Source organism: Streptomyces sp. NPDC007808, from assembly GCF_042868655.1.
GTDB lineage: Bacteria > Actinomycetota > Actinomycetes > Streptomycetales > Streptomycetaceae > Streptomyces.
The window spans coordinates 24,347-47,793 of the sequence record NZ_JBIAEQ010000013.1 but is presented as its reverse complement, the minus strand read 5'-3'; the positions used below and the strand labels follow the sequence as shown (position 1 = coordinate 47,793).

20 protein-coding genes and 4 pseudogenes are annotated in these 23,447 nt (G+C 67.0%); 9 read left to right on the top strand and 15 right to left on the bottom strand.

The window, feature by feature from the left end; genetic code table 11:
* Nucleotides 1-389: 389 nt before the first annotated feature.
* Nucleotides 390-1,037 carry a dihydrofolate reductase family protein gene (locus tag ACFYNL_RS38205; RefSeq protein ID WP_388812449.1) on the top strand — a complete coding sequence of 216 codons (648 nt, stop codon included), beginning with the start codon at nt 390-392 and terminating at the stop codon, nt 1,035-1,037.
* Between the two features lie 170 nt (nt 1,038-1,207).
* On the opposite strand, the gene ACFYNL_RS38200 is transcribed toward ACFYNL_RS38205, so the two are convergent.
* From ACFYNL_RS38200 to ACFYNL_RS38185, 4 genes are all read right to left on the bottom strand, one after another.
* Complete coding sequence (locus ACFYNL_RS38200) at nt 1,208-2,197, bottom strand: hypothetical protein (RefSeq protein ID WP_388812447.1); 990 nt, start codon at nt 2,195-2,197, stop codon at nt 1,208-1,210.
* 10 nt (nt 2,198-2,207) lie between these two features.
* Entirely contained in the window at nt 2,208-3,032 is an 825-nt protein-coding gene (locus ACFYNL_RS38195; RefSeq protein WP_388812444.1) for a sigma factor-like helix-turn-helix DNA-binding protein, read from the bottom strand.
* A 116-nt stretch (nt 3,033-3,148) separates the two neighbouring features.
* A complete protein-coding gene (locus tag ACFYNL_RS38190; protein ID WP_388812442.1) occupies nt 3,149-3,367 on the bottom strand; it encodes a hypothetical protein in 219 nt (72 codons plus the stop codon).
* A gap of 537 nt (nt 3,368-3,904) precedes the next feature.
* A complete protein-coding gene (locus ACFYNL_RS38185; RefSeq protein WP_388812440.1) occupies nt 3,905-4,087 on the bottom strand; it encodes a hypothetical protein in 183 nt (60 codons plus the stop codon).
* Between the two features lie 104 nt (nt 4,088-4,191).
* Between ACFYNL_RS38185 and ACFYNL_RS38180 the strand changes: the two genes are divergently transcribed.
* Nucleotides 4,192-5,021, top strand: a protein-coding gene (locus ACFYNL_RS38180; protein WP_388812437.1) for an IS5 family transposase whose coding sequence is annotated in 2 segments (ribosomal slippage) — nt 4,192-4,521 and nt 4,524-5,021 — 828 coding nt in all. Because the reading frame shifts where the segments join, the coding sequence is not laid out codon by codon here.
* A gap of 44 nt (nt 5,022-5,065) precedes the next feature.
* Here ACFYNL_RS38180 and ACFYNL_RS38175 read toward each other — a convergent pair.
* Nucleotides 5,066-6,376, bottom strand: a complete 1,311-nt coding sequence (locus ACFYNL_RS38175) for an MFS transporter (RefSeq protein ID WP_388812435.1) — start codon at nt 6,374-6,376, stop codon at nt 5,066-5,068.
* A gap of 45 nt (nt 6,377-6,421) precedes the next feature.
* On the opposite strand from ACFYNL_RS38175, the gene ACFYNL_RS38170 reads away from it, so the two are divergent.
* Nucleotides 6,422-7,033 carry a TetR/AcrR family transcriptional regulator gene (locus tag ACFYNL_RS38170; RefSeq protein WP_388812432.1) on the top strand — a complete coding sequence of 204 codons (612 nt, stop codon included), beginning with the start codon at nt 6,422-6,424 and terminating at the stop codon, nt 7,031-7,033.
* Nucleotides 7,034-7,093: 60 nt separating this feature from the next.
* On the opposite strand, the pseudogene ACFYNL_RS38165 reads toward ACFYNL_RS38170, so the two are convergent.
* A pseudogene (locus tag ACFYNL_RS38165) lies at nt 7,094-7,859 on the bottom strand (class I SAM-dependent methyltransferase).
* Nucleotides 7,860-7,971: 112 nt separating this feature from the next.
* Here ACFYNL_RS38165 and ACFYNL_RS38160 point away from each other — a divergent pair.
* The gene (locus ACFYNL_RS38160; protein WP_388812430.1) at nt 7,972-8,754 is read left to right on the top strand and encodes a hypothetical protein; all 783 of its coding nucleotides are present in this window, start codon (nt 7,972-7,974) and stop codon (nt 8,752-8,754) included.
* 68 nt (nt 8,755-8,822) lie between these two features.
* Entirely contained in the window at nt 8,823-9,152 is a 330-nt protein-coding gene (locus tag ACFYNL_RS38155) for a hypothetical protein (RefSeq protein WP_388812427.1), read from the top strand.
* Between the two features lie 1,632 nt (nt 9,153-10,784).
* On the opposite strand, the gene ACFYNL_RS38150 is transcribed toward ACFYNL_RS38155, so the two are convergent.
* A complete protein-coding gene (locus ACFYNL_RS38150; protein ID WP_359278498.1) occupies nt 10,785-11,522 on the bottom strand; it encodes a TIGR02391 family protein in 738 nt (245 codons plus the stop codon).
* 6 nt (nt 11,523-11,528) lie between these two features.
* On the opposite strand from ACFYNL_RS38150, the gene ACFYNL_RS38145 reads away from it, so the two are divergent.
* The 4 genes and pseudogenes from ACFYNL_RS38145 to ACFYNL_RS38130 form a co-directional block, all read left to right on the top strand.
* Complete coding sequence (locus tag ACFYNL_RS38145) at nt 11,529-11,672, top strand: hypothetical protein (protein ID WP_388812425.1); 144 nt, start codon at nt 11,529-11,531, stop codon at nt 11,670-11,672.
* A gap of 420 nt (nt 11,673-12,092) precedes the next feature.
* Nucleotides 12,093-12,917 (top strand): annotated as a pseudogene (locus tag ACFYNL_RS38140) (PHP domain-containing protein); the annotation flags it as partial.
* A 202-nt stretch (nt 12,918-13,119) separates the two neighbouring features.
* Nucleotides 13,120-14,145, top strand: a complete 1,026-nt coding sequence (locus ACFYNL_RS38135) for a hypothetical protein (RefSeq protein WP_388812422.1) — start codon at nt 13,120-13,122, stop codon at nt 14,143-14,145.
* 295 nt (nt 14,146-14,440) lie between these two features.
* A pseudogene (locus ACFYNL_RS38130) lies at nt 14,441-14,713 on the top strand (hypothetical protein); the annotation flags it as partial.
* Nucleotides 14,714-15,014: 301 nt separating this feature from the next.
* Here the strand turns inward: ACFYNL_RS38130 and ACFYNL_RS38125 are convergent.
* The 8 genes and pseudogenes from ACFYNL_RS38125 to ACFYNL_RS38090 all read right to left on the bottom strand — a co-directional run bounded on the left by ACFYNL_RS38125 (nt 15,015) and on the right by ACFYNL_RS38090 (nt 23,446).
* A protein-coding gene (locus ACFYNL_RS38125) for an IS5 family transposase (protein ID WP_388812420.1) occupies nt 15,015-15,790 on the bottom strand; the annotation gives its coding sequence in 2 pieces (ribosomal slippage) (nt 15,015-15,494 and nt 15,497-15,790; 774 coding nt in all).
* A gap of 60 nt (nt 15,791-15,850) precedes the next feature.
* A complete protein-coding gene (locus ACFYNL_RS38120) occupies nt 15,851-16,288 on the bottom strand; it encodes a hypothetical protein (protein ID WP_388812418.1) in 438 nt (145 codons plus the stop codon).
* Nucleotides 16,289-17,651: 1,363 nt separating this feature from the next.
* Nucleotides 17,652-18,339, bottom strand: a pseudogene (locus ACFYNL_RS38115) (DUF2637 domain-containing protein); the annotation flags it as partial.
* A gap of 263 nt (nt 18,340-18,602) precedes the next feature.
* A complete protein-coding gene (locus ACFYNL_RS38110) occupies nt 18,603-19,034 on the bottom strand; it encodes a hypothetical protein (RefSeq protein WP_388812416.1) in 432 nt (143 codons plus the stop codon).
* 674 nt (nt 19,035-19,708) lie between these two features.
* Nucleotides 19,709-20,857 carry an alpha/beta hydrolase domain-containing protein gene (locus ACFYNL_RS38105; RefSeq protein WP_388812414.1) on the bottom strand — a complete coding sequence of 383 codons (1,149 nt, stop codon included), beginning with the start codon at nt 20,855-20,857 and terminating at the stop codon, nt 19,709-19,711.
* A gap of 655 nt (nt 20,858-21,512) precedes the next feature.
* Nucleotides 21,513-21,716 (bottom strand): hypothetical protein, encoded by a 204-nt coding sequence (locus ACFYNL_RS38100; protein WP_388812412.1) that lies wholly within the window; start codon nt 21,714-21,716, stop codon nt 21,513-21,515.
* 94 nt (nt 21,717-21,810) lie between these two features.
* On the bottom strand, nt 21,811-22,002 hold the full coding sequence (locus ACFYNL_RS38095; RefSeq protein WP_388812409.1) for a hypothetical protein: 192 nt from the start codon (nt 22,000-22,002) through the stop codon (nt 21,811-21,813).
* A gap of 934 nt (nt 22,003-22,936) precedes the next feature.
* The gene (locus ACFYNL_RS38090) at nt 22,937-23,446 is read right to left on the bottom strand and encodes a hypothetical protein (protein WP_388812408.1); all 510 of its coding nucleotides are present in this window, start codon (nt 23,444-23,446) and stop codon (nt 22,937-22,939) included.
* Nucleotide 23,447 lies beyond the last annotated feature (1 nt).

Below are 23,447 nucleotides of genomic sequence, written 5' to 3'. Positions count from 1 at the left end.
CCACCCGGAAAAACACCAACCCCAGCATCCACAAGACCCAGCAGGGCCCAGTTCGTATTACGGCACCCTGAAGCCAATCCATTCGGACACAAGGACGCGCATGGTCAGTTGCAAGGCGGAGAATGTGACACCAGACAGCCCCCGCACCCACAGTCCACACCGGTCAAAGTCGGACCGGTATCCATGGGCCCCTCGTTGGGCTCCACTGCACGGACTGGAACGCTCCGCCGCGTAAGAAGTTGACCTGGCTCCACCAGGCGGTCATGGGGCCGTGAAAGGCTCAGCGGATGGACCATGCGGTCGATGAGACCCGCCGGTTATGACACAGCAATGAGTTGTCACGGCCTGGAGGGTCTCATCACCGTCATCGACAACCCAGGAGGAAACACGTGGCCCAGTTGCTGAGAGTCCAGAACTTCAACGTCTCAAGTGACGGCATCGGTGCCGGTGAGGACCAGAGCTTCGAGAATCCGTTCGGCCACGGCGTCGATCCGGCGAAGCTGTTCGCGTGGGCCGGCGCCACGGCGAGCTGGCCCATGCGCACCGACCCCGGCGGAAGCCGGGGCCTCGACGACTACTTCACGCGAGACTACGCACGCAACATCGGCGCCGAAATCATGGGCCGAAACAAGTTCGGGCCCCAGCGCGGGCCCTGGCAGGACCATGAGTGGCGCGGCTGGTGGGGTGACGAGCCCCCGTTCCACACGCCGGTGTTCGTCATGACCCACCACACCCGTCCTTCGTTCACGCTCTGCGACACCACCTTCCACTTCGTCGACGGCGACCCGGCCACGGTCCTCGAGCAGGCGCGGGAAGCGGCACAGGGCAAGGACGTCCGACTCGGCGGCGGGGTCACCACCATCCGACAGTTCCTTGATGCCGACCTCGTCGACACCATGCACGTCGCGGTCTCACCGGTAAAGCTCGGATCCGGGCTACGGCTCTGGGGCTCCCCCGATGAGCTGCTCGACCGGTTCCACCTTGACGTCGTGCCCAGCCCGAGCGGGGTAACGCACCACCTGTTCTGGCGAAAGTGACGCCAGGGCCCACTCAAGGCGGTTGAAAAGGCTGGCCCGGTGGTCTCTGCGCCAACGGGCTCGTCGTCCTCAGGGGCTCCGGTGCCGAAGCCACCCGATACCCCTCAGCCGACCGAAGCCGCACGCCACCGCTGGCGTCCGGGCTCGCAGTTTCGGGACGGGTCCGGTTGTCATGGCGCGAACCGCAGAAGGCGTTGCCCTGTGGTGTCGCGTGCACGGGCGAGGCCAGGCGTGCACAGGCGGCGGCGGTCCAGGAGGAAGCGCATGAGGACTTCCCTCTGGCCGGGCTTGTGGGGTTGTTCCGGGGGAATGTGCGTCCAGGCGTGGGCGAGGGCTGCCTCGTGGAAGGCGGAGGCGGACTCGGCGTCGGTCGCTGCGGACTGGACCAGGACGTGGTCCGGTTCGGGTGTTCTGTTGAGGCGGGTGGTCATGTCGTCGGCTTCGATCGGGCGGGCGGGCAGAGGGTCTGCGCTGGGGTCGGTGCAGTCGTCGTGCGGGTCGGTGAGGGCGGCGAGGATGATCTGCAGCATTTCGGCGAAGTAGGGGCCAGGGGCAGGGATTTCAACGTCGGGGTGGCGGCGGTATCCGTCGGTGACGGCTGCGGTGGTGTAGGACATGACGGCGAGGGTGGTGTCGCTGTAGGTGCGGTCGCTGTCGGCGGTCATCTGCGCGACCATGCGCAGGACGGTGGCGGTGCTGGCCGCGCATCCATCGTCGGTGTCGGTGTCGTCGCGGGTCTGGTCGAGCCAGAAGTCGGCCGTTGGGGCATCGCCTCGTGCCCGGTGGTGGAGGGACAGGCAGTAGCCGGCGCCTCGGTCGCCGGCTCCGGCGGCGTACTGCCACCAGTAGCGTGCTCCGTCCTGGGCGCCGGCCAGGTGCAGCAGGCAGCCCAGGATCCAGGCGCCTTCGGGACCTGGGAGCTGTTCGGTAATGAAGTCGGTGATCTGGGCTGCGCGGGCGTGGGTCACTGCGACTTCACACAGGGAGCGTAGGTGCTCTGCGGCAGTGTCGTCGGCGCAGGTCTCCTCGATGAGGATGCCGGATTCGTCGGGCGGGGAGGTGGGGGCCGGGTGGGTGTCGAGGCAGGGGACCGTGTCCGCGGGGATGCGGGGGTTCTTCAGCAGGGCGGCGCGGGCGAGGAGGTCGTCGATGGCACTCATGTCGGGGTGATCACTCCCGGGCTGTGGGACGGTGGTGGAGCAGTTCGAGGGCTCCTCGTGCGTGGTGGTCGAGGGTGTGGACGTGGGCCGGGGACAGGCCGGTGGCCTCCTGGACCTCGTCGGGGGTGAACTCGCACAGGTAGTGCAGGACGACGACGTCGAACTGGTCCTGCGGCAGGCGGCTGATCGCGTCGAAGAACTCGGCGACTTCACTGATCTCGACGAACCTGGCCACCGGGTCTTCGATCCGGCTCTGCGCGACCGTCATGAACGCGGCAGGGCGCAGATCAGGGCGGCCGTCCTGGTGGCGTCTGACCCGCAGCAGCACCCGCGAGCGCAGCAGCCTCCACGCGTAACGGGGAAGGTTCGGGCCGGCGGCCGCTTCTGCTTCGTCCCAGCCGGCCCACAGGATGTCGAATGCCTCGTCGACGATCCGCTCCGGCCGCTCGATGTGCAGCAGCGCCCGGGCGTAGGAGACGTAGTAGTGCCCCATCTTCTCGATGAAGCCGCGGTGTTCCACGGGCCGCTCCTCGGGCCCCAGCGGCCGGACGGCCGCGATCCGTTGCGTGATCCACGTGGTGGACTTGGCGGCCTCGTACGCCCCTGCGGTCCACAGGCGGCACAGGGGCCAGGGCGGCAGCCCCAAGGCGTGGACCACGCTGTAGGTGATCTCCCAGCTCGGGTAGTACTCGATGCCTCGCAGGAGAGCGGAGATACGGGTCTTGGAGAAGCCGGTGCGCCGGGCGAGCTCGTCGAGGGTGACCCCATGAGCGGATATCTGGTGGCGCAGACGCTCCAGCAACGCCTGATGACTGGGGCCGATGTTCTCGGACATCGGCTCCGCGCGGCGACCGCGCCGACCTGACCCGAACGTGGCGGGCGCTACGGAGAACGGTGCGTCCGGAACGTCGCCGACAGCGGGCGGATCGTCCTGAGGCGATGGCGAGGAGGTCACCGCTGCGGCTCCTCGGGCCCGGCCGGCTCCGGTGCCGGGGCACGGGCGGGCCCGGTGGCCGAACCATGGGCGGCGGCGGTGAGCTGCTGCACAAGCAGACCGAGCGAGGGCAGCAGCGCCATGACCGCGGCGAGGTGTCCCAGCACGGTCATCACCGTGCTCCACGCGAGAATCACCGCCAGCACGGCGATGATCCACACCTTTCGACTGGGCATTTCACCTTCTCTGCATCGAGGTTGAGAGGTCTGGAAGGGCCTCCCTCCTCGGCGGTGCTCAAGCGCCGGGGAAGGGAGGTGGTGCACAGCATTACGGGCGCCACAGCCGACACTCAACGTGATCAAGGAGTCACGGAACAAATACGTTCGATAGGCACTCCCATGAACACCAGAACGCCAACTCCCGTCCCACCACAGCCAAAAACACATCAGACCGTTCGCTTCCGATCACCATTCATGCACTTGCACAACCGCAGTCTGGGGACGGGCACCATGAACGAGACGCCTGGGCGTCACACCTTCCCGTCTGGAAGGCGCACGGCTTCCCTCGTGCTCAAGAAACCCCAGGAGGGCCCCGTGCCGCTCCCGTCCGGCAACCCGAAACTGCTGGACGGGAGCCAACAACCGTCAGGCCCCCACTTGTCACGGGACGAGGTCGACGGCCGCTTCGGCCACCAGCCTCGCCTCGCGGGCGGTGTCGAGGCTGATCCGCTCGGAGACTTGGTTGGCGTCAATCAGGTCCTCCCCTTTTCAAAGTCACGCTGTCAGGCGGCCGCGCTGGAGACCGGTGGCGTTCATCAGCTGGTCCGTCGCGGTGCGCAGGTCGTCGTCGTGAGCGGAGGGCTCGGCCAGGCCGTGGATCTTGGTCCAGACGCTGCCACCGGCGAACTTCAGCGTCGGCGACTCCTGAACCCGCGGCAGTTGGATACGTGAGGCCACCAGTACCAAGCCGTCAGTGCTGCGCAGGGACGCCTAGCGCGTGTCTCTTTGATGGGTTGGTCAGTTGGTCGGATGTGTCTGTCCGATTAGTGATCATCGATGCGATGTGGGACCGGATCGAGCCGCTGATGCCGGCCGATCCAGTTCGCGGGCGGCGGTGGGCCGACCACCGCCGCACGCTCGAGGCCATCGCGTGGAAGTACCGCACCAACTCGCCCTGGCGGGACCTTCCCGACGAGCTCGGCTCGTTCCAGACCGCTCACAAGCGGCTGATCAGATGGGCCGCGGACGGCACCTGGGAGATGATCCTCACCGCCGTCCTGGCGGCGGCGGACGCCGACGACGACATCGACTGGACCGTGTCAGTGGACTCCACGGTCGTCCGGGCTCACCAGCACGCTGCCGGAGCCCTCAAAAAGGGGCGGCCCGCACCGGTGAGCCCGCCGATCACGCGCTCGGCCGCTCCCGCGGCGGGCTGAGCACCAAGGTCCACCTGGCCGCCGACGGCCGTGCACGGCCTCTTGCCGTCACTGTCACCGCGGGCCAGGCAGGTGACGCACCTGCCTTCGAGACGGTGATGTCCCGCATCCGCGTGCCCCGAACTGGTCCGGGCAGGCCCCGGACCCGGCCGCTGGCCGTTCTGGCCGACCGCGCGTATTCCTCCCGCGCCATCCGCGCCTACCTGCGGCGCCGGGGTATCCGTGCGGTCATCCCGCAGCCGTCCGACCAGGTCGGCCACCGCCTGCGGCGCGGCCGGCTCGGTGGCCGTCCGCCCGGCTTCGACACCGCGGCATACAAGCAGCGCAACAGCGTCGAGCGGTGCATCAACCGCCTCAAGCAGTGGCGCGGCCTGGCCACACGAACCGACAAGCTCGCGATCGCCTACCAGGCCGCACTACACCTCGCGGGCATCCTCATCTGGACCCGACGCTGACCAAAGAAACAGAACCTAGACCATCGGCAGTCCTGAGTGGGGGCTCATGAGTTCTCCGTTTCACTTGTTGGTGTGTGTCCGGTTCTGCGAGCCCTGAACGGGCGGGCTCTGGATGCCATTGCTGTGTGGCTTGCCGATGCGTCTTTCGCTGTGGATCGCATACTGATCAGGCTGATGGCAAACAGGAGTGCGCCTCCGATGTAGAAGGGGGCACGAAGTCCGAAGGAGCCAGCCGTGAAGCCCGCGGCGGCAGCACCGAGCGTTGTGCCACCGCCGATGACCATCTGGTAGGCCATGCCGACGCGCCCCAGCAATTCTGCTGGCACCAGGGCCTGGCGTAGGGATACCGCTATGACATTCCATGCCAGATTCGCTGCTCCGTACGAGGCGATGCACGCCGCAGCCACGAGGCCCGAGGAGGCCGTCCCGGCGGCCGCGGCCGCCACTGCAGTAGCTGCAGCAGTCAGTCTCAAGACTCGTGGGGTGCCGAAGCGGGAGTTCAGGCGGGGGGTTGCCATTGCGCCGGCTACCCCTCCGAGGGCGAAAGCGGCGACGAGGAAAGCGAATCCGAGACTGCTCAGACCCAGGATTCGCTGGGCGTAGAGCACCAGAATGGCGATGAGGCCACCGCCGACGAGGTTGATGACCCCGGACGCCAGGCAGAGGCGGCGCAGCAGCCGATGCTGCCAGAGCCAGCGCACCCCCTGAGTCGCGTCACGGCCCAGTCTTCTCCAAGTGCTCGGCGCCGCTTGCGGCCGTGGCTGGAAATTCCCCCGAAGCATCAGGGCCAGCACGGCAGCGGCAGCGAAGGACACCGCATCGACAGCGAAGGGAAGCGCGGCAGCGATCCCAAAGAGCACTGCCCCCAGCGGGGTGCCGAGGAGGGTGTCGGTGATGAGGGCGCCTGACTGCAGACGGGCGTTGGCTCGGGTCAGCTCCGTGGGTGCAACCAGCGCTGGCACCATGCCCGACCAGGCTCCGTTGTAGAGGGTTTGTCCAAGGCCGAGAAGAAAGCCGACGACGGCCAGCAAGGGGATCGTCATCGCGTGCGCTGCCGCCGCCACGGCAAGTGCCCCGACGACCAGGGCTCGGACTGCATCGACAACCCACAGGATGCGGCGCCGGTCGAAGCGGTCCGCCAAGGCACCCGCGGGGAGGCCGAACAGCAGCAAGGGCAACTGCTCGGCCAGGTACACGAAGGCGACATGGCGGGGATCGGACGTGAGTTGGGCCGCAAGGAGCGGCAGAGCCACGAAGCGCATGCCGTCGCCGAGGCTGGAGACGGTAACCGAGGCCCAGAGCCACTGGAAGTCCAGACCTAGCTTCGTGCGAGAGGTCCCCCTGGATAAAAACATGAACTAGACTCTGGTTCGAGTTCTGAGGAGATGTCAAGGAGTGCGATGGCTGAGCAGACATATGAGCCGCGGCAGCAGCGCAGTCGTGAGAAGGTCGCCCGCATCCTTGAGGCGACGGCATCTCTGCTGGAGACGACTCCCTACGATGACCTGGGCACCAAGCTGATCGCCGCTGAGGCCGGAGTATCGGTCGGTGCGCTCTACCGCTACTTCGCAGACAAGGAGGCGATCGTCGCCTCCTTGGTGCGCCAGTGGCTGCAGCTTGACGTGCAGATCGCCGAGCGCATCACAACGGAGCCTCTGCCTCAGCACTCACGGGAACTGTTTGAGAAGCTGGTGACTGCCTACGCCGACCGCTTCCGCAAGGAGCCCGGCTACCGTCGCCTCTGGTACGGCGGACCGCGCATCGCATCGCTGAGAGCCGATACCCAACAGACAGACCTGGAGATCGCCAAGCGGGTCCACAGGGCACTCGTCCACGGGTATGGGATGCCAGACACCGTGGAATCGCGTCGACGAGGCCGACTCGCCGTAGGGGTCGCAAGCAACCTTCTCGACCTTGCTTTCCGCGAAGATCCCACCGGGGACTTGGACATCCTCGCCGACGCCGCACTCATGATCGATCGGTACCTCTTCGCGCCACCAAGTGAGAAGTGAGACCGGTCGGCAGGTGAGGTCTGACTCCAGTGACGGGGTGGTGGTGGGAGTATCCGGGTGCTACTCGGCCTGCAGGACGAAGAACAGGAAGCACAGGAAGCGCGGCTTGGCCGCGATGGCTTCGGGGAACAGCTCGCGGGCGGCTGGATCAGGCTCCGGCTCGCTGATGACCGTGATCCGGAAACCGGCCCCGGTGAATGCCTCGATCATCGCGTGCAGCGGCCTGTGCCAGATACTCATCAGCGTGGTCTGGCCGCCCATGGTCCACTCTTCGGTCCAGTTGGTGGTGTCGAAGTAGTTGTACTCGGCCTGGCGGTGCATGAGGTTGATGGCGAAGGGATGGTCGACAGATGCGATCAGCCGACCGCCGGACTTGAGGACGCGGCGCAGCTCAGTCAGCGCCGGCCCCCAGTCCTCCAGGTAGTGCAGCACCAGGGAGGCGACTACATCGTCGAAGGTGTCGTCGGAGCAAGGAAGCGGACCGCCCACGTCTACCACCTGCAGGTCCGAGCCGCCGCCGCGCCAGCTCCAGCATCCCGGCACTCGCGTCGAAGCCGCTCACGACGGCGCCACGCTCGCGCAGCGCCCCGAACAGGGGCCCGGAGCCGCAGCCGGCGTCGAGTATGCGCCGACCGGACACATCTCCGGCGAGGGCCAGCATCGCGGGCCGCTCGTAGTAGGCATTGATGAGGTTAGTTTCGTTTTCGGCCGTGTACGCCTCGGCGAAGCTGTTGTAGTCGTTGGCCTTCGGTGGCTCCACAGTCACCGCGGACGGCAAGGTGAGCCCGGTGGAGCTCGCGTGCTCTTGGTGCTCGTTGGAGATCATGGTGCGGGAGACGTGTGCTACATCAGTTCGGTTCCTGACTGCTCCCGATCGTCCTCATAGCCTCGGAGATCCAACGAGCCGTTCGTTTAAGCGTCACGACCACCGCTATGTCATGTCGGCCTCAGGAACAGGCACTCAGGAACTGCTGGACGAGTGGGTCATCTGCGGGTGGCTGGAGCGCCGGCACGAGGCGCTGCGGCACCCGATGATGCCGCAGCTCGCCGTCTGTCCGAACGAGATGTGGGCGGCTTTGGTGGCGGGGCATGTACCGGTGCCGTTGTCCGCCGACGACGACGTCGAGCTGCTGCCGGTGCGGTGGCAGGTGATCAACGACTACGGCATCCGCTTCGGCTGCCGCACCTACGACCACCCCGGCCTGAACCCCTACCGGCGCCGCCGCTCACCGCGGGCGGACAAGAACGGCCGCTGGGAGGTCCACCACAACCCCTACGACCCGAACCGGGTGTGGGTGCGCCTGCCCGAGGGCTGGCTCGAGGTGCCGTGGGTCCACGCGGCGGCGGTCCGACGCCCGTTCACCGCGTTCACCTTCGACCACGTCCGCCGCACCGTGGAACGCCGGCATGGCAAAATCTTCGACGGCCAAGGCCGCGGCAAGGGCTACCTCGTCAAAGGCGTGCACCAGATCATCAAGTACGCCCATGACTACGGGCAACACACCGCCTACCTCGTCATCTACAACATCACCGACAAGCTCCTCGACCTGCCCACCGACGGCACCCCCGACGCATGGCCCCCGTATGCCGAACTCACCGGCGTCCGCGTCTACTTCATCCACGTCCGCGTCCTGCCACCCACCACCACCGCCAGCAAAGCCGGCAAAGCCACCCGCGTCACCCTCACCCACGACGACCTCACCAACCCCGACACCGCCTGACGTCCGATTCAGCAGGTACTTTCGGCAGGATCCATACCTCACTCACCTGCCACCGATAGGGGAGCACTGTGAACAGCCAGGACCGCATCCCGTACTTCCGCTGGCAGCGCCACTTACCGCGCCTGATACAGGACCGGAGCGCGGGCCTGATGATGGCCGCAGCGGCGGTCATCGCCCTCTCGTTCAGCGTCATCGGCGGTCTCGCTGAGCTGTCCGGACCCTCATCCTCATCAGATCCGTGCCAGCGGGCACGCGACATCGCCGACGAAGCCCGCCCCACTGACGGAAAAGTGGACTCCGGCATTGAGCGCGAGCAGGCCCTCGAACCGGCAGGTGATTGGCTCGATGCTGCGACTGAATGCCAACAGGGCGGCGGCGACCCAGGACCCGGGTTCTAGCCACCCACACCACGGAGCACCGGCGCCACCCCCATGACATCTCAAGTAGCGACCCAGGAAAACTGCACCACGCTCGATGAACCTGCACACAGCACATAAACGCAGGTCAGACAGCTACCGCCGCACTCATCCCCACACACCGAGGACCCGACCCACCAGAAGGACCCCACTCACAAAAACTGAGAAACCCCAGCTCATAGCCACAACAGCCACTCAGAACGACTGGGCGACGACAGCCCACGCTCTGACCGCTATCGACCCCTGGTGGAACCCGCCCTGGGGCATGGTCTGGCAACGCGCCTACCAGCGTGCCCGCACCCACCCCCGCCACCCCACCACCCGCCACTGGGTCCAGAAACAGCAACGCGGCTGGCCACTCCTCCATCCCGACCAACAACACCTCCTCACCACAGCCGGCCTCGTCGCAACCTGAATCCTGTGGCTAGCGCCACCGACCCGGTCGGCCGACTCCTTCAGCCAGCCGCGACGGGTAGAACTTCTGGCATCGATCTGCCCGAACAGGCCCCAGACGGCGCCGCGATGACCGATACTGGTGAGCAGGTCTAGCGTGCCCGCAAGAGGATGCACGAGACCGACGAGTAAGAGAAAGGCGGCGCGGAAAAGGTTAAATGAACTGGCTTAAGGGCTTTATCAGCATTCTTTTTGTGGGCTACTGGATGTAGCCCACCCTGCCCAAAAAGCCAAAGAAAACCACCCCCGCAAAAACCGCCGAACAACCCCTCTAAACCACCCCACGGGAACAGCGAACCCACGCCCCAAGGGGCTAGCAGGCCTGCCGTAAAACACCACCGGCCCGCCCTACGGCGGCGCCGGCCCTTGGCATGCCCTCACATCACCGGCACACCTGTGCCGCTCTCCCCGTCCCAGCCGTGCCCGCACGGCTCGTTCAGGCATGAGGCGGCCCAGCCGTCACGTGTTGGAAGGGCTTCCACGCGATGAACTCGTCCTCCCTCGCCCCCATCGCCGGCCTTCTGGCCGGACTCCCCGCCGTCCTCGCCGGCGCCCTGGGCGGCGCACCCTGGTGGGCCGTCGGAGTCATCGTCATCGCGGCATACCTCGCCGTCCCCCTTACCAGCCTGATCCTCGAACACTCACGACAACGAAAAGGAACACTGGTCGATGAGAAATTCGCAGCCACACTCGACCAGATAACAGACCCCGAGAAAAGAATCCAAGCCATCATCAGCTACCGGCAAGCCACAGCCCTCGCCGCCACCCCCCAGCCACCACCCGACCCGCCACCAGGAGCACTACCCCCCGCGAATCCCGACAGCGGCAGCCAGTCACCTGCATCCGCATAGACGAGGTTGCGGGCACCGCGCCTTCCCCTCGGTGCTGCGGCTCCGATCGAGGTGTCGGCGCCCGCTGAGCTGGGCGAGGGGCACGCCGCCTCACGCGGCAGGGCCTGGAGCAGATCCCCGCTCCGGGCCCTGCCGCGTGAGGTGTTGGGCCGCAACGTCAGGCGGGAGGAAGCCCGCGAAGCACCAGCCCGGTATACGCGCCGAGCACGCTTCCCAGCACTGAGAGCAGCCCGGGCCGGGAGATCCGCTGCGGCCTCGGGTTCGACCCTCTCTTGCCGGTGAGCACTCCTTGCCGCCGTCATGGGTCAGCTCAGGTCGCGGTATCCACCGTGGCAGCATCCACCCACCTGGCCAAGATGCTGAACGCGGCGAGCTGTTCCAGCGCCTCGTGTTCTTCCAGCTCATCGCCTTCTTCATGGGCGATGGGATTGCGGATGGCCGAGTAGACGCCGCGTGCGAAGTTGCCAGCACCGTCGTGACGGTTCTTGAAGGTGTCACCCCCGTCGTCAACGCTCAGGCGCAGACGCGGATGCCCGGTGGTGGGAGCATTGGTGGAAAAGGCGTCAGAGAGGAGCTTCGCCTCGGAGGCATCCCTCCGTGCGAGCTTTGCCTGTGCCTGAGCGTTGATGGCCCGGGCGGCCGCCCCGACCGCCTCACGGAAGTGGCCGCTGCTCCACAGACCAGCGACGCTGCCCCAGACCCACGGGTGAAGCGTCGCGGCGTCGAGCTGAGGTGCTCCGCTGCCCAGGTTCTCCTGCAGCTCCTGCTCAGCTTCCAAAAGTGCAACCGCACGATTGGCTGCCTCACGGTGGCGCCACATGGGCTGCTTCTTCGCCTCTTCCCAGTCAGCCGTTCGCCAGTCTGGTATCACCCGGTCCAGGATCCGCTCCACGATCTGAGCCGCCGCCTGCACCTCGGGCTTGGGGTTGTTGAACTTGTAGTAGCCGAAGCCGACCGAGTTCGGCGGGCTTGGGACGTAGGAGATTGCTGCGGTGACGAGGAAGCTTTTCAACTTCCCGATCGCCCACTCCCTGTTCATCTGCGTCATGTCCTGATGCTGCCGCATACCACCGACATCAGCGCCTGCCTGATCGAGGACGGCGAGGCGAGCGGACAGCCGTCGCGACTGCGACGTGAGGCGGAGCGGCCACGGACACAGCCATGGGTGCTGGAAGAGCTGCAACCGGCCACCACGTAACACCGGTGTTGCGCCATCACTGGACAGCGCCCGATCCCCCAGGGCCCCTGCTGTGTCCGAAGACCGGTCAGTGAGGTTCGGCGGCAAAAGTGACCCTCAGGGCGGGGCCAGCCATCGAGGTGAGCTGGTGGCCAAGTGTCGGCGGCGACCCGCGCCAGGATCATGGCGCGGGCCGTCCAGGTGCCACCGCATTTCAACGATCACTGAACATGAGCCATGCGCCAGCGCAGAAGAGACAACCTGATCAGCACCGCCCGCTACGTGACAAAACTGCACATCAGAAGACCACGAACGACCTGACACCCCATGAACGCACTGCCACCGAGGCACCCGCTCGGCCTGACCACGAGCCAACCAAGACCGCGCACCAAACTGATCAGCCCAGGCCAGACCACACACCTATGATCACAAACACCGCTCCTGGACAGCGCCTCCCTCCCCGATGCCCTCGTGCAGCGTGCTGCAGAGCGTGGGATGACGACGCTCGCGCTGACCGACCAGGACACCGTCGCGGGCGTGGTGCGCTTCGCCAAGGCCGCCGCGGCCGCCGGCATCCGCCCCGTCCTCGGCGTCGCCCCCGTCCGTCCGCCCGACCCGGCTGCCGGTCGACCGCGTACACCCGTACGCGGCGGCGCCCACGTGGTGGAGCCGCCGTTGCGGATCACGCTGCTCGCGCAGACCCCGGCCGGGTGGGCGCGGCTGTGCCGTCTCGTGTCCACCGCGCACGCCGCGACGGACGGAGGCCTGCCGGTCGTGTCCTGGCCAGTCCTGCGCGAGTTCGCTGACACCGACCTGCTGGTCCTGCTCGGTCCCGCCTCCGAACCGGTCCGGGCCCTGTCCGCCGGCCGCCCCGACGTCGCCGAGCAACTGCTCGCGCCCTGACGGGAGCTGGCTGGAGAGCGGCTGCGGCTGGAAACCGTGTACCTGGGACGGCAGGGCACCGGTGCGGGATCGCTGCGGCTGGCCGCGCGCACCGTGGGCCTGGCCGACCAGCTCGGCGTGGGCGCGGTGCTGACGAACGCGGTCCACTACGCCGACCCCGACCAGCACCGGCTGGCCGACGTGCTCGATGCGGCCCGGCTACTGCGGCCCGTCGACCTCCGGCACCTGGACGGCGGCGAGCGGTGGCTGAAGGACCCGGCCGCCATGACCGCGATCGCCGAGCGGATCGCCCAGGCCGTCGGCGATGACACCTCCCAAGGCGTGCGTCTGCTGACCGAGACCGAGGCCCCCGGACAGTCCTGCACTCGGTCGTACCTGTCCAGGTGGTACGTGGCGACGAACCGCGCGCGTGGACGGACATCCACGCCGCGATCGTGGACCTGCTCGCGGGCCATCTGCCGGCAACGGACCGGCGGTAGCGCTCTCCCGGGTGGCGCCCGTGCCGGAACTCTTCGTGGGGCGGCCACGAGGGCCGTTGTCAGAGGCAATTGGCAAGATTGCGGCCATGAATGTCACTCCTGTCACTCCGCCACGGCCGATCGACGTTGCCGCGGTCTTTCCCCAACTGGTTCCGCTGGCCCGCACGGCGACCCGCCTGCACCCCCGCCCTGGGGCGCCGACGTGGCACGACAGCTCGATCGGCGGGCCGCTGCTGTGGCCCGCTGAGGAGCCGTGGCCGCACTGCGAGGAACCGCATGTGGTGGATGGCATCAACCCAGCCCAGTCCCCGGCGGATCTGCGGCTGGAACGACGGATCTTCGCCGCCTCGCACGGCCGGGACCTGACTCCGGAGGAACGGGAGACTCTCGAGCGGATCCGGCCCCCTCGGACGTATCCGGTGAGGCTGGCGGTCCAGGCGTACGACGGCCCCATAGCGATGCTGCCCGTCGCGCAGCTGTACGTACGGGATGTGCCCGATCTGAGCCCGCCGGAGGGCAAGGACCTGCTGCAGGTTCTGTGGTGCCCCTTCGATCATCCGATCATGCCCAGGACCCTGCTCTTCTGGCGTTCGGCTGCCGCCGTCACCGACATCCTCGACACGCCCCCCGAGCCGCCCGCAGTGCAGTTCGACGGCTATCTACCGGAACCGTGCGTGCTCGAACCGGAGCAGATCACCGAGTACCCCGACCATCTGGAGCTGAGCGAAGAACTGCGGGAGCAGCTCAAGCAGTGGAGTGTGCCGCAGGCAGCAGAGGAAGACATGGACCCGGACACGTACTACGACTGTGTGCTGTCCAACGCGCCCGGCTGGAAGGTCGGCGGCTGGCCCGCTTGGAACTCCACCGACCCCAGCTCGCAGCCCTGCTCCGAGTGCGGCACCAGCATGGAGGTCCTGATGACCGTCGCCACGTTCGAGGAAGGGGACGACGCCGGGAACAGCTGGTCTCCGCACCCCCACCCAGGTGCTGGACCGTACCCCGGCCACCGCGGCTACAACGCGACCGGTGTCCAGATAGGCAGCGGCTACCGGCAGCACCTGTTCGTCTGCCCGGTGGAGCCCGAGCATCCGCACATCGAGTTGATGACGTAGCCCGTCCGCAGTGTGCAGCCGGGGCGTCACGGTGCGGGCATGCCGTGACGCCGGGTGGCCGCGAGGCTCAGGGTGCCTACCTGCGGCCCGACATCCGAGAAGGAAGCAGGCCATCCCTGACACGACCGCGACGCATCGCCCCAGGTTGAGCGCCTCCCGGTGAGCTCGCCGGTCGGTAAATTCGAATCGATCCCTGGTCCGCGAGGCAGCCGCCGCTGGCACACGGCGGCGCGAGCAGGCGAACCAGGACACTCACGACCGCCTCGAAGCTACCTGACGGGAACGCGCCCTGAAATACGACTCCCTCGGTCTCCAGCGCGCCCGGGTCCGCAGCATCGCCCTGCGCGCCGACGCCCTTCGTCCCGCCGACCGGGCCACCCGGCAGCTCACCCTCGACGCCGGCGACGACAAGCCCCTTGCGATCGAAGCCGTCGCCGATCGCGCCCGCGCCCGTTACGGACGCCAGGTGCTCTACCCTGCCGCCCTCGCCACCAGTACGCGTGGCCCGTCATCCCGGGGGCACGGAGGCGGTAGCCCTGAGGACGGGCGTGGACGTCGTGGGAAGTGAGTTCTCCAGCACGGACCCGCTGCCGGTTCCTCGCGGTTTCTGCGACCATCGGCGAATGGCCGACAGGAAGGATCGTTCAGCGCTTCGCACGCTGGTCGGCGAGGTGGTTGCGGGTCTTGGCAGTCTGACGCACCGGGAGCTGAATCCGGCCTTCGAACAGTCGGTGTCGGCCATGAACTCGGCCGGGCCGGAACCGCGGCGATCACCTCCACGACGCCGCGGCGCCCGTCGGCGGGCAGTCGCTCGATCGCGTCCCCGACCTCGACCAGAGCAGCTGCCTCGCGCGAGCTTCTTACTGGCCCTAACAAAGCCTCTGGACGTGCCGGTGGGTGATCAGGCAGACGGCGAGTCCGAGGAAGGCTTCGTGGATGTCGTCGCGTCGTTCCCAGCGGATGCGTAGGCGGCGGAAGCCGTGCAGCCAGGCGATCGTCCGCTCCACGACCCAGCGGAACGTGCCCAAACCCGTGCCGTGCGGCTGGCCACGCTCGGCAATCGCAGGCTGGATGCCGCGCTGCCGCAGGAGCCGGCGGTACTTGTCGTGGTCGTAGCCGCGGTCGGCGAAGAGCACGTCTGGCCGCCTGCGCGGCCGGCCGACGACTCCGGCCACGGCCGGAATCTTGTCCAACAGTGGCAGCAGTTGGGTGACGTCGTTGCGGTTTCCGCCGGTCAGCGACACCGCGAGCGGGATGCCCTGGCCGTCGGTGATGATGTGGTGCTTGCTGCCCGGGCGCGCGCGGTCGACTGGGCTGGGTCCGCTTTTGGGCCCCTGCGGGCGGCCCGGACATGCGAGGAGTCGATCACCGCCCTCGACCAGTCCAGCTGGTTCTTCGACCGCAGCTTGTTCAGCAGCAGATGGTGGAGCTGGTCCCAGACACCGGCCTCGTTCCAGGCTGCCAGACGGCGCCAGCACGTCATGCCCGAACCGAAGCCCAGTTCCTGAGGCAGGTACTCCCACTGGATGCCGGTGTGCAGGACGAACAAGATCCCGCACAGAGCCTGCCGGTCGGGCACTCGAGGCCGCCCTTCCACCTGCTTCGGCGGCGGCTCACAGCAGTCGGTTCGGACGTCACCGCACATCCAACCGTCATGACCGCCAACCCGGCGAACCTATGCGGTCAGAGCACTAGCCGCAGCCTGTCACTGGCGGGAGGCGACGTCGCGCGCTGCGTACGCGAGGAGTTCCTTGACGGCGGCCTCGTTGGAGGCGGGAGGGCGTGCACGCCACTCGGACATGGTGTCGCGGACGGTCTGCGCAACAGCCTTGGCGTGCTGCACCAGGTCGTCGTCGAGGGCCGTCACGTCACCGCTCTCGGTGCGGCCCGTGACGACGATGGGGCCGGCCAGTCGGTACAGGGGCATGCCGCGCCAGGCACTCGCCAGGGCCCACGCGGTCAGGTTTTGAGGGAGACCGAGATCCTGGCCGTTGCCGTGGATGTGCAGAACAGCCCGCCGGTGGTAGACCCCGTGGTCGACGGAGTCGGATCCGACGTGCTCCTGGATCGCGGACTGCGCATCGGTCGTGGGCAAGTTGAGGTCTGTGACAGTGGCGTCCGGGTCGATGCGCAGTGCGTGCATCTGGTTCTCCTCGTCGATTCAGGGGCGGGGCTGCGCAATGTGCAAGGACGGGATACGCCGTGCTGCGCAATGATCACAATGCCTGCGCAATGCGCCCCTGATCTGGGGTTTCTCTCATTGCGCAGCATGGCGGGGATGGCCTGAGACCAGGTGCGCAACCGGTCGCAGCGGAGGGTTTACTGTGGTGCGTCGGCGTGGTGGCGGACGAGCGCCTGCCAGCGCCGCTCGAAGTCGACGGCCTGCTCGGCGAGGTAGTCGGCCTTGAGGGGCTTGTTGTACTGCGCAGTGATCCCTTGGGCTGCGCACTCCTGCGCAACGGCGTCGAGCGATGGCACATCGCTGCGCACCCGCTGCTCGGCCCAGATGTTGTACACGCGAAACGGCAGGAGGTAGCGGCGCAGGGTGGCTGGGCTGACCGGCTTGTCACCACGGCCGCGCATTCCCTTGCGGGCCAAGTAGGCGGACAGTTCCTCGGCCTCCCGCGTCGAGGACTGCGGTTCGCCTCCGTTCTGCGTTTGGTATTCCATCCACGTGAGGTAGTAGCGATCGGCAGTGGTCAGGCCGGCAAGTCCGTCCGACGTACCACCCTCTTCCGGTAGCGCGTCATCGATGACGGCGTTCACCCGCGGGGTGCGCTGCTCCTTGGCGGCCTGTGCGCCCGCGCCGGCGGGCGCCGCCTCGCGCTCCCCCTCCGGCGGAGCCTCTGCATCACTGCGTTCACCGGGATCCGCAACAGTCTCAGCTGAGGCTGGCTCGCTGCTACCGACTTCGTGCTCCTGGAAGCTCGCGACGAAGGCCACCAAGTCGTCGCCTGTGATGGGGCGGCCACCGTCTCCGGTGATGGAGTCTCGCTCGTACACGTACGCGGCGAGGGCGGCGGCATCCGGGTACGCGCCGTGCTCCTGCGCGTCGTCGCGCCAGGCGCTGTGGAAGTAGTCGTACCACTGGTTGACTGGTTCGGCTTCGTCGGTGGGTGCGGGCTCTTGGCTGTCGAGCGCGTACCGCGCCTGGAGGACCTGGAGCAGCGGCTGCACCTGGTGCTGGGAGAGCGGGCCACCGGATCCCGTGGAGATGCCATAGGTGTCGCGGAGCCAGTAGGCCCACTGCGTCGGGGTCGGTTCAGCCTGGAACTGGGTGAGGAACGCCTGGTATGCCTCGGCGAACCGCTCAGCGGCTTCCGCGGTCGATTCCTGCGGATCCTCCGCGGTAGCTTCTGGCCTCGGAGTTGCGGCTGGTGCCTGGTCCGGTTCTGCCTCTGCGCTGTCCAGCTCGGCCGGTGGCTGCTCGTGCTCCGCCGCGGCGTCGAGTGCGGAGTCTTCTGGTCGTGTGGGGGCGGGGACCCGCTCCACGGTGAACTGGATCGGCGGCTCCTCGATACCGGCTGCGGCAAGGCCGGCAGGTGCGGTCTCCGCGAGCGGGACGCCGTAGCGGGCCAGTCGCAGCGGCATCAACGCTTCGACGGGGGCCTTGCGTCGCCATCCGCGGCCGAAGCGGGAGCGGAGGGCTGCCTGGTAGACGAGACGTTCCTGCTCCAGCTTGATGACTTGGTCGTAGGAGCGGAGCTCCCAGAGCTTCATGCGTCGCCACAGCAGGAAGGTGGGCCCGGGCGAGAGGATCCAGCGGGTGAGGCGCACACCCTCCATGTGTTTGTCGGCGGTGATGTCGGCGATGCGGCCGATCGCGTGCCGGGCTGCCTCGATGGCGACGACGAACAGGACCGGGATGACGGCGTGCATTCCCACGCCCAGCGGATCCGGCCAGGCCGCCGCGCCGTTGAAGGCGATGGTCGCCGCCGTCAGCAGCCATGCTGTCTGACGTAGGAGGGGGAAGGGTATGCGGATCCAGGTCAGCAGGAGGTCGAGGGCCAGCAGGACACAGATCCCGGCGTCGATGCCGATCGGGAAGACGTATGAGAAGTTCCCGAAGCCTTTCTGGACGGCCAGTTCGCGGACGGCCGCTTACGAGCCCGCGAAGCCGATGCCGGCGATGATGACGGCGCCGAACACGACGACGCCGATGAGGACCCGATGCGCTCGGGTCAGCTGGGGTATCTCGCCTTTCCCCGCAGCCACGTCCCACTCCCCTATCCGAGCCTCACTACTGAGCTGGTCTCACACTCCCACGATGTGCGGCACGTTGTGGCCCTTCGGGATGGGCTTGGGGCGGATCGGCTGCGAAAAGTGATCATTGAGGACCATCTACGGCGGGTGCATGAGGCGACCCTGGGCCAGGCCGCCTTGCCTATGGACAGCAGTGCGGCGCCTGTCCCAGGAGGAGCCAGACGCCGCGTGCACGAAATTCCATCGGAATAAGCTCATCGCTCCCGCGTGGAGTTGAGGCGTGTGATGCCGAGGGCGTCCGCGACAGCAGCGATGTCCTGGAGTGCCTCGTTGCGGGGATCAAGGAATCGCAGCGGGCGCTGCGTGACGATGGTGTCCTTGAAGCGCTGCTTGCGGCGGATGATGGGCAGCAGCTTGGTGTTCCAGTCCGGGTTGCCGCGGATGGCTTTGATGGCATCGTCTGCGACAACTCCGCCGCTGCAACGGATGTTTCCTTGGGCGTCCAAGGGGATGTTGGTGGCGAGGATGTGCTGGACCTCGATCTTGAAGCCGAAGCGGCGGAACTTGCGCGCTCCCTTGTCCAGGGTGTCTTCGAGATCTTGCAGGCCAATGATGTACTTGAACTTCGGCGACGCAACCGATGACCTCAGGGCCGACCATAGCGATCGACAGCAGAAGAATGCCAAGTGTCGGTCCGCAGTCGAAGAACAGGATGCTCCAGCGGCCTGGAGGCAGCTGCTCGTCCAAGACGTTCTGCAGCCACAGCACGCCGGCAGGGTCGAGGCCAAGGTTGACTTCCGCATCCGCCATCTCAGGCATCCCGAGGAGGAGCCCGAGGTTGGGGATACGACGGAACGCGCTGTCGTCTTCGCCTTCACCGATGCGGTAGCGAGCCGGGACGACTGCTTCCTCGAGTCGGTGCTTTCCCTGCAGGACATCGAAGAATGTCGGCTGACCCTCGGGGGGCCTGGTAGCCGAGGATGTGGGCTACCGACGGAATGGCTTGACCTGCGGCTTTGCGGCGCTTCGTACGTGATGTTCCCGTGACGGCAAGGGAGAAGCCCCGGGAGCTTCAGCCTTCGATCGTGGTCGCTGATTCGGCCCTGGACTCCCAGCTCTGTCTCCAGGGGCAAAGTAGCTAGGTGAGGATCAGGCCGTGGATCAACGAGGGCGCTGACGCGGTCCTCGTACTGGCGGTGGGCCTTGCTCATGCCGGGATCGCCGGGGCGTTTGGGGGTGCCGTTGAGGGGCTGGCAACGAGCTACGAGCGCGCGGTGCACGGAGAGGATGGCGCTGACGCGCAGGGCTGTGCAGGATTCAGAAGTCTCCGTGTCATCCGCCAGATGAAGAGGAGACAGGCTCATCGGGCCGTGCAGGGCCGGATCGCGACGAATTCGGCGTAGTGGTCGCGGTAGGTCTCCGTGAAGGTCGACGGAGGACACAGGCTGGCGCGGCGGCTCATATCACGGGCGTCCTGCGGCAGGATGAAGCGGGCCCTGCGGTAGTCGCGGAGCTTGTCGGCGAAGGCGCGGGCGTAGGCGCGGTGGCTGCTGAACCCGAGTTGCTGCACGGTGCGTACGTTGTCGTAGCTGCCGATGAAGCCGGTGATGAAGCGGGCCTCGCCGAGTTCGACGAACGGCAGCCGGGGGACGCGTCGGCCGGTGCGGTCCTCGGTGATCGCGTTGCCGTTGGCGTCACGGACGATGCTGTAGTCGTTCGCCGTGCGCAACTGCGTGCTCGTAGGCGGCGGGGACCCCTTGCGTACCCAGTTGTGCCCCTGCAGGAAGTGCGCGCGAAGGGCGGGCACGAAGCTCGCCGGAGTCGACCCTCTCACCGGGAACGGCACGTTCAGCGGTGCGTCCAGCGGATCCGGAATGTGCGGGCTTCCCGCGACGACGTAGAACCGGTACCGATTGGTCACGATGTCCCGGTCGATCAGGTCCGCTGAATCGTCGGCTTCCGAATTAACAACGAGTACCTTGCCCTTGTAGCGGCCGGTGGCGATGTCGGCCTGGGGGTCGAAGCCCTCCGTGGTGATGGGCAGCACCAGGTCGAGCGCGCCCGTGGCGTCGCGGGAATGAACAAGGCGCATGAGGGGGTACGAGCTGTCGGAGAAGCCCGCGCCATACCGTCGATGCAGCTTGCCGACCAGTGGACGCGCGCCGGAGGAGCGGGAGGCGAGTGCCCTTGCGAAGTCCGTGATGATCTCGTCATCGACCCTGGCTCCGTCCTCTTCGACTCCGCCCCTGATGAAGGTGCCGGGAACCGACGGGTCGAGGATGCGGTTGCCGAGCGTGCTCCAGCCGACGCCGGCGTGCACGAAGCCCCGGCGGAACAGGAAGTCCCTGCGCAGGTAAACATTGAGTGCGCCGAGCCCCACCCCAAAGTGTGGCGGCTCCACGACAGCGGTGCCGTTGGTGCGGCCCGGATCGGCAGGAGCGCTGATCCGGTAGGGGACGCGGAACCGCCCGGTCGACGTCTTCCCCTCGAACACACCGTCGTATTGCACATAGCGAACTCCGCCGAACGAACCGAGGAGCGTAACCACCGGATCACCCAGTCGGTCTACGGCACCGCCGACACCGCTCTTCGGGATGCTCACCGCAGGGCCGCGATGGTGGTCATGGGGCACCGCATGGGCGTCCGACACCGGAAGGGCGGGAGCCAGCGCCGCCATCAGCAGCGCACCTACCCGGAGAAACCGCGCACGCCGGTAGCGCGGAGCGGGACTTTTCCATCGGGAACTCAGCCACGACATCGGAAGCTCCTCCTTCCGCGCCAGGTGCACTCGTCCGTGGCACTGGCGCTGGAGCCAGCCGATCACCCGATGTCCGCATCGGACTTCCGGCATGCCCGAAGGAGCGAGGCGTCTCACTCGCCCAGCCGATCGGCCACCGGACTGTAGCCCTCGCCGTTCGAAGCCACTCCCTTCTACAAAGGGTCGCCAGGCTCGGTGACAACCTCCCCGATCGACGGCCCACTGGGCTACCGACGAAACGGCTTGAACTGCGGCTTTGCGACGCTTCGTGCGTGGTGATCCTGTGATGTCATTTGAAGACTTCCGGGAGCTGCCCCGCTGCGTCTGTGGGACCCCGCACAGCGCTCACGACGCCGCAGCCGAGGCGGACGCCCCATCAAGTGACACCCCGCCACATTCCGTCACCTCAAAAGCTGCATTTCGTCGGTAGCTCGATGTGGGATGCGGTGCGCTGGGGGTCGAAGTCTGCGATGGCTACGGAGTGCCCTCGTCCGGCGGCTTCAACGGCGAGGTTGATGACGTCTTGGGTCTTGCCGGCGCCACCGGCGATGACGGAGCAGGCGAAGATGCGCGGCTCTTCGGGCGCGTTCGTGGTCTTGGAGGTTGGCAAGGGTTCTCCTGAGGGTCGTGCTGGGGCGCCCTCGTATTCCGTCGGAATATTGCGGTCGCTGGGTCACCAATATTCCGACGGAATACGGGCTGCCTCACTTGCCGCCGAGGCGGTCCAGCTCCCAGTCGGTGGGCTGATAGTTGACGGCGGACTTAAGGTGGGCGAGGTAGTCCCGGTCCTGGGCGTCCCAGGGGCGGCTGGCGTCCGAGGCGCGCTGCTCGGCGACAGCCAGGGCGACGGCCAGGGCGACGTGAGCGGTCAGCTTTGCGTCGCCGGATGCGGACACCTCGGCAAAGAACTTGTCCGCACTCGCTGTATCGGGCCCGATGGGCTTGGCGGTTGACCGCAGCCACTCGTGAGCCATCTCGCGAGTGGCCTTACTCGGGGCCGCGAGAAGGGCAGGGGCCAGGAGGCGCAGAGTCTCCCGGGGGTTCGAGGGAACTCCCAGCTCCAGGACGGTGCGGCACGCCTGCACCCGCAGTTGCGCCGCTTCGGCACTGTGATCAGGTTCCGGCCCGTTCCGGGTCTCGGGGTTGATCTGCTCAGCCTGCAGTTGGGAGGCGTCGTGATCAGAGCCGGTTGGCTTGGTCTTTGCTCGTCCGAGGAGTTCGTCTTCTGCGGCGGGACGGCAGGAGTCTGCTTCGCCTTGGGCGCGGGATTGGCCTTGGGTGTCATTGAGGCCGAGGGTGCCAGAACCCTCGCGGCGGCGAAGGCGGCTTTGATACCTTCCTCCCTCATAACCCGCCAGGCCTGCAGGTGCTGCTCTGGAGTAGTGAGCCTGTCGAGCAGGGTCTCAGCCTCGCTGACAGCGAGTCCATCCATGACGGCCTGCTGAACTTCGATGGGGAGCCTTAGCAGCTTGATTCGGCGCGAGATATGAGGCTGCTTGCATCCGGTCTGCGCGGCGACCTCCACTTGCAGCATTCCGTCATCGAGCGCCCCTTGGAAGCCCAAGGCCTCTTCGATCGGGCTCAGCGGAATCCGCCGCATGTTCTCAGGCAGTCCGAGAAGCCGTGCCAGGGGGATCTTCGAGTTGGTGACCTTGCAGGGCGCAGTGTCCTTGCCGACCCGCGCCAGGGCGAGCTTCCTGTTGTGTCCGATCAGGGTGACGTAGTCGCCGGCCGGGACCGATCCCAGCTTGTCTTCCAGCTCCTCAGCTTGTGATTTAACGTCTGCTCCGGTGCTCGGCCAGCTGGATGGGGAGGGCCATCGGCGCATCGTCACTCTTGGGTGCCCACCCCGAGGTCATGGCGCATAGCGGTCCTCATGGCCCGGAGCATGTGCCAAATCTCCGCCTGAGCCTGGACCGCAGTAGCCATCGTCTCCCCAGGTTCGGGCTCTTGTCGCTCAAGGCGTCTGACCTGGCCATAGACCTTGTTCAGGGCTTGATTAACTTCACTCGCGCATGCGAGCACCCGGTCAGGAGCGATCATCTGCGCTTCGGAGTGTCTGTCGCGGTGGGCCCTCTTTGCGTCATCGAGTGCCTCCCTGTCGGTCTCCTCAGTACCGCGTTCCCGCATGACATGCAGATAGCGGTTGAGTGCCGTGGTGAACTGGCGTGCATCCCGATTGAGCTCCACGTAGCAGGTGCGCCGGAGGAGCAGGTTTTCGCGGACCGCCTCATGGTCTCGAAGCAGCTCTATCTCCCGACGTCTTGCCCGTTCGGAGGCGCGCTGGGTGAGGAACGATCCCCCCAATGTTCCAGCGACACCTGCCACCGCGATGATCACA

Bases quoted from the DNA above. Each gene is read 5' to 3' on its own strand.
- ACFYNL_RS38135 (WP_388812422.1), top strand. From the start codon at position 13,120: ATGAATGTCACTCCTGTCACTCCGCCACGGCCGATCGACGTTGCCGCG.
- ACFYNL_RS38200 (WP_388812447.1), bottom strand. From the start codon at position 2,197: ATGAGTGCCATCGACGACCTCCTCGCCCGCGCCGCCCTGCTGAAGAAC.
- ACFYNL_RS38120 (WP_388812418.1), bottom strand. From the start codon at position 16,288: ATGCACGCACTGCGCATCGACCCGGACGCCACTGTCACAGACCTCAAC.
- ACFYNL_RS38190 (WP_388812442.1), bottom strand. From the start codon at position 3,367: ATGCCCAGTCGAAAGGTGTGGATCATCGCCGTGCTGGCGGTGATTCTC.
- ACFYNL_RS38160 (WP_388812430.1), top strand. From the start codon at position 7,972: ATGTCGGCCTCAGGAACAGGCACTCAGGAACTGCTGGACGAGTGGGTC.
- ACFYNL_RS38195 (WP_388812444.1), bottom strand. From the start codon at position 3,032: ATGTCCGAGAACATCGGCCCCAGTCATCAGGCGTTGCTGGAGCGTCTG.
- ACFYNL_RS38145 (WP_388812425.1), top strand. From the start codon at position 11,529: ATGCTGCCGCATACCACCGACATCAGCGCCTGCCTGATCGAGGACGGC.
- ACFYNL_RS38175 (WP_388812435.1), bottom strand. From the start codon at position 6,376: ATGTTTTTATCCAGGGGGACCTCTCGCACGAAGCTAGGTCTGGACTTC.
- ACFYNL_RS38150 (WP_359278498.1), bottom strand. From the start codon at position 11,522: ATGACGCAGATGAACAGGGAGTGGGCGATCGGGAAGTTGAAAAGCTTC.
- ACFYNL_RS38170 (WP_388812432.1), top strand. From the start codon at position 6,422: ATGGCTGAGCAGACATATGAGCCGCGGCAGCAGCGCAGTCGTGAGAAG.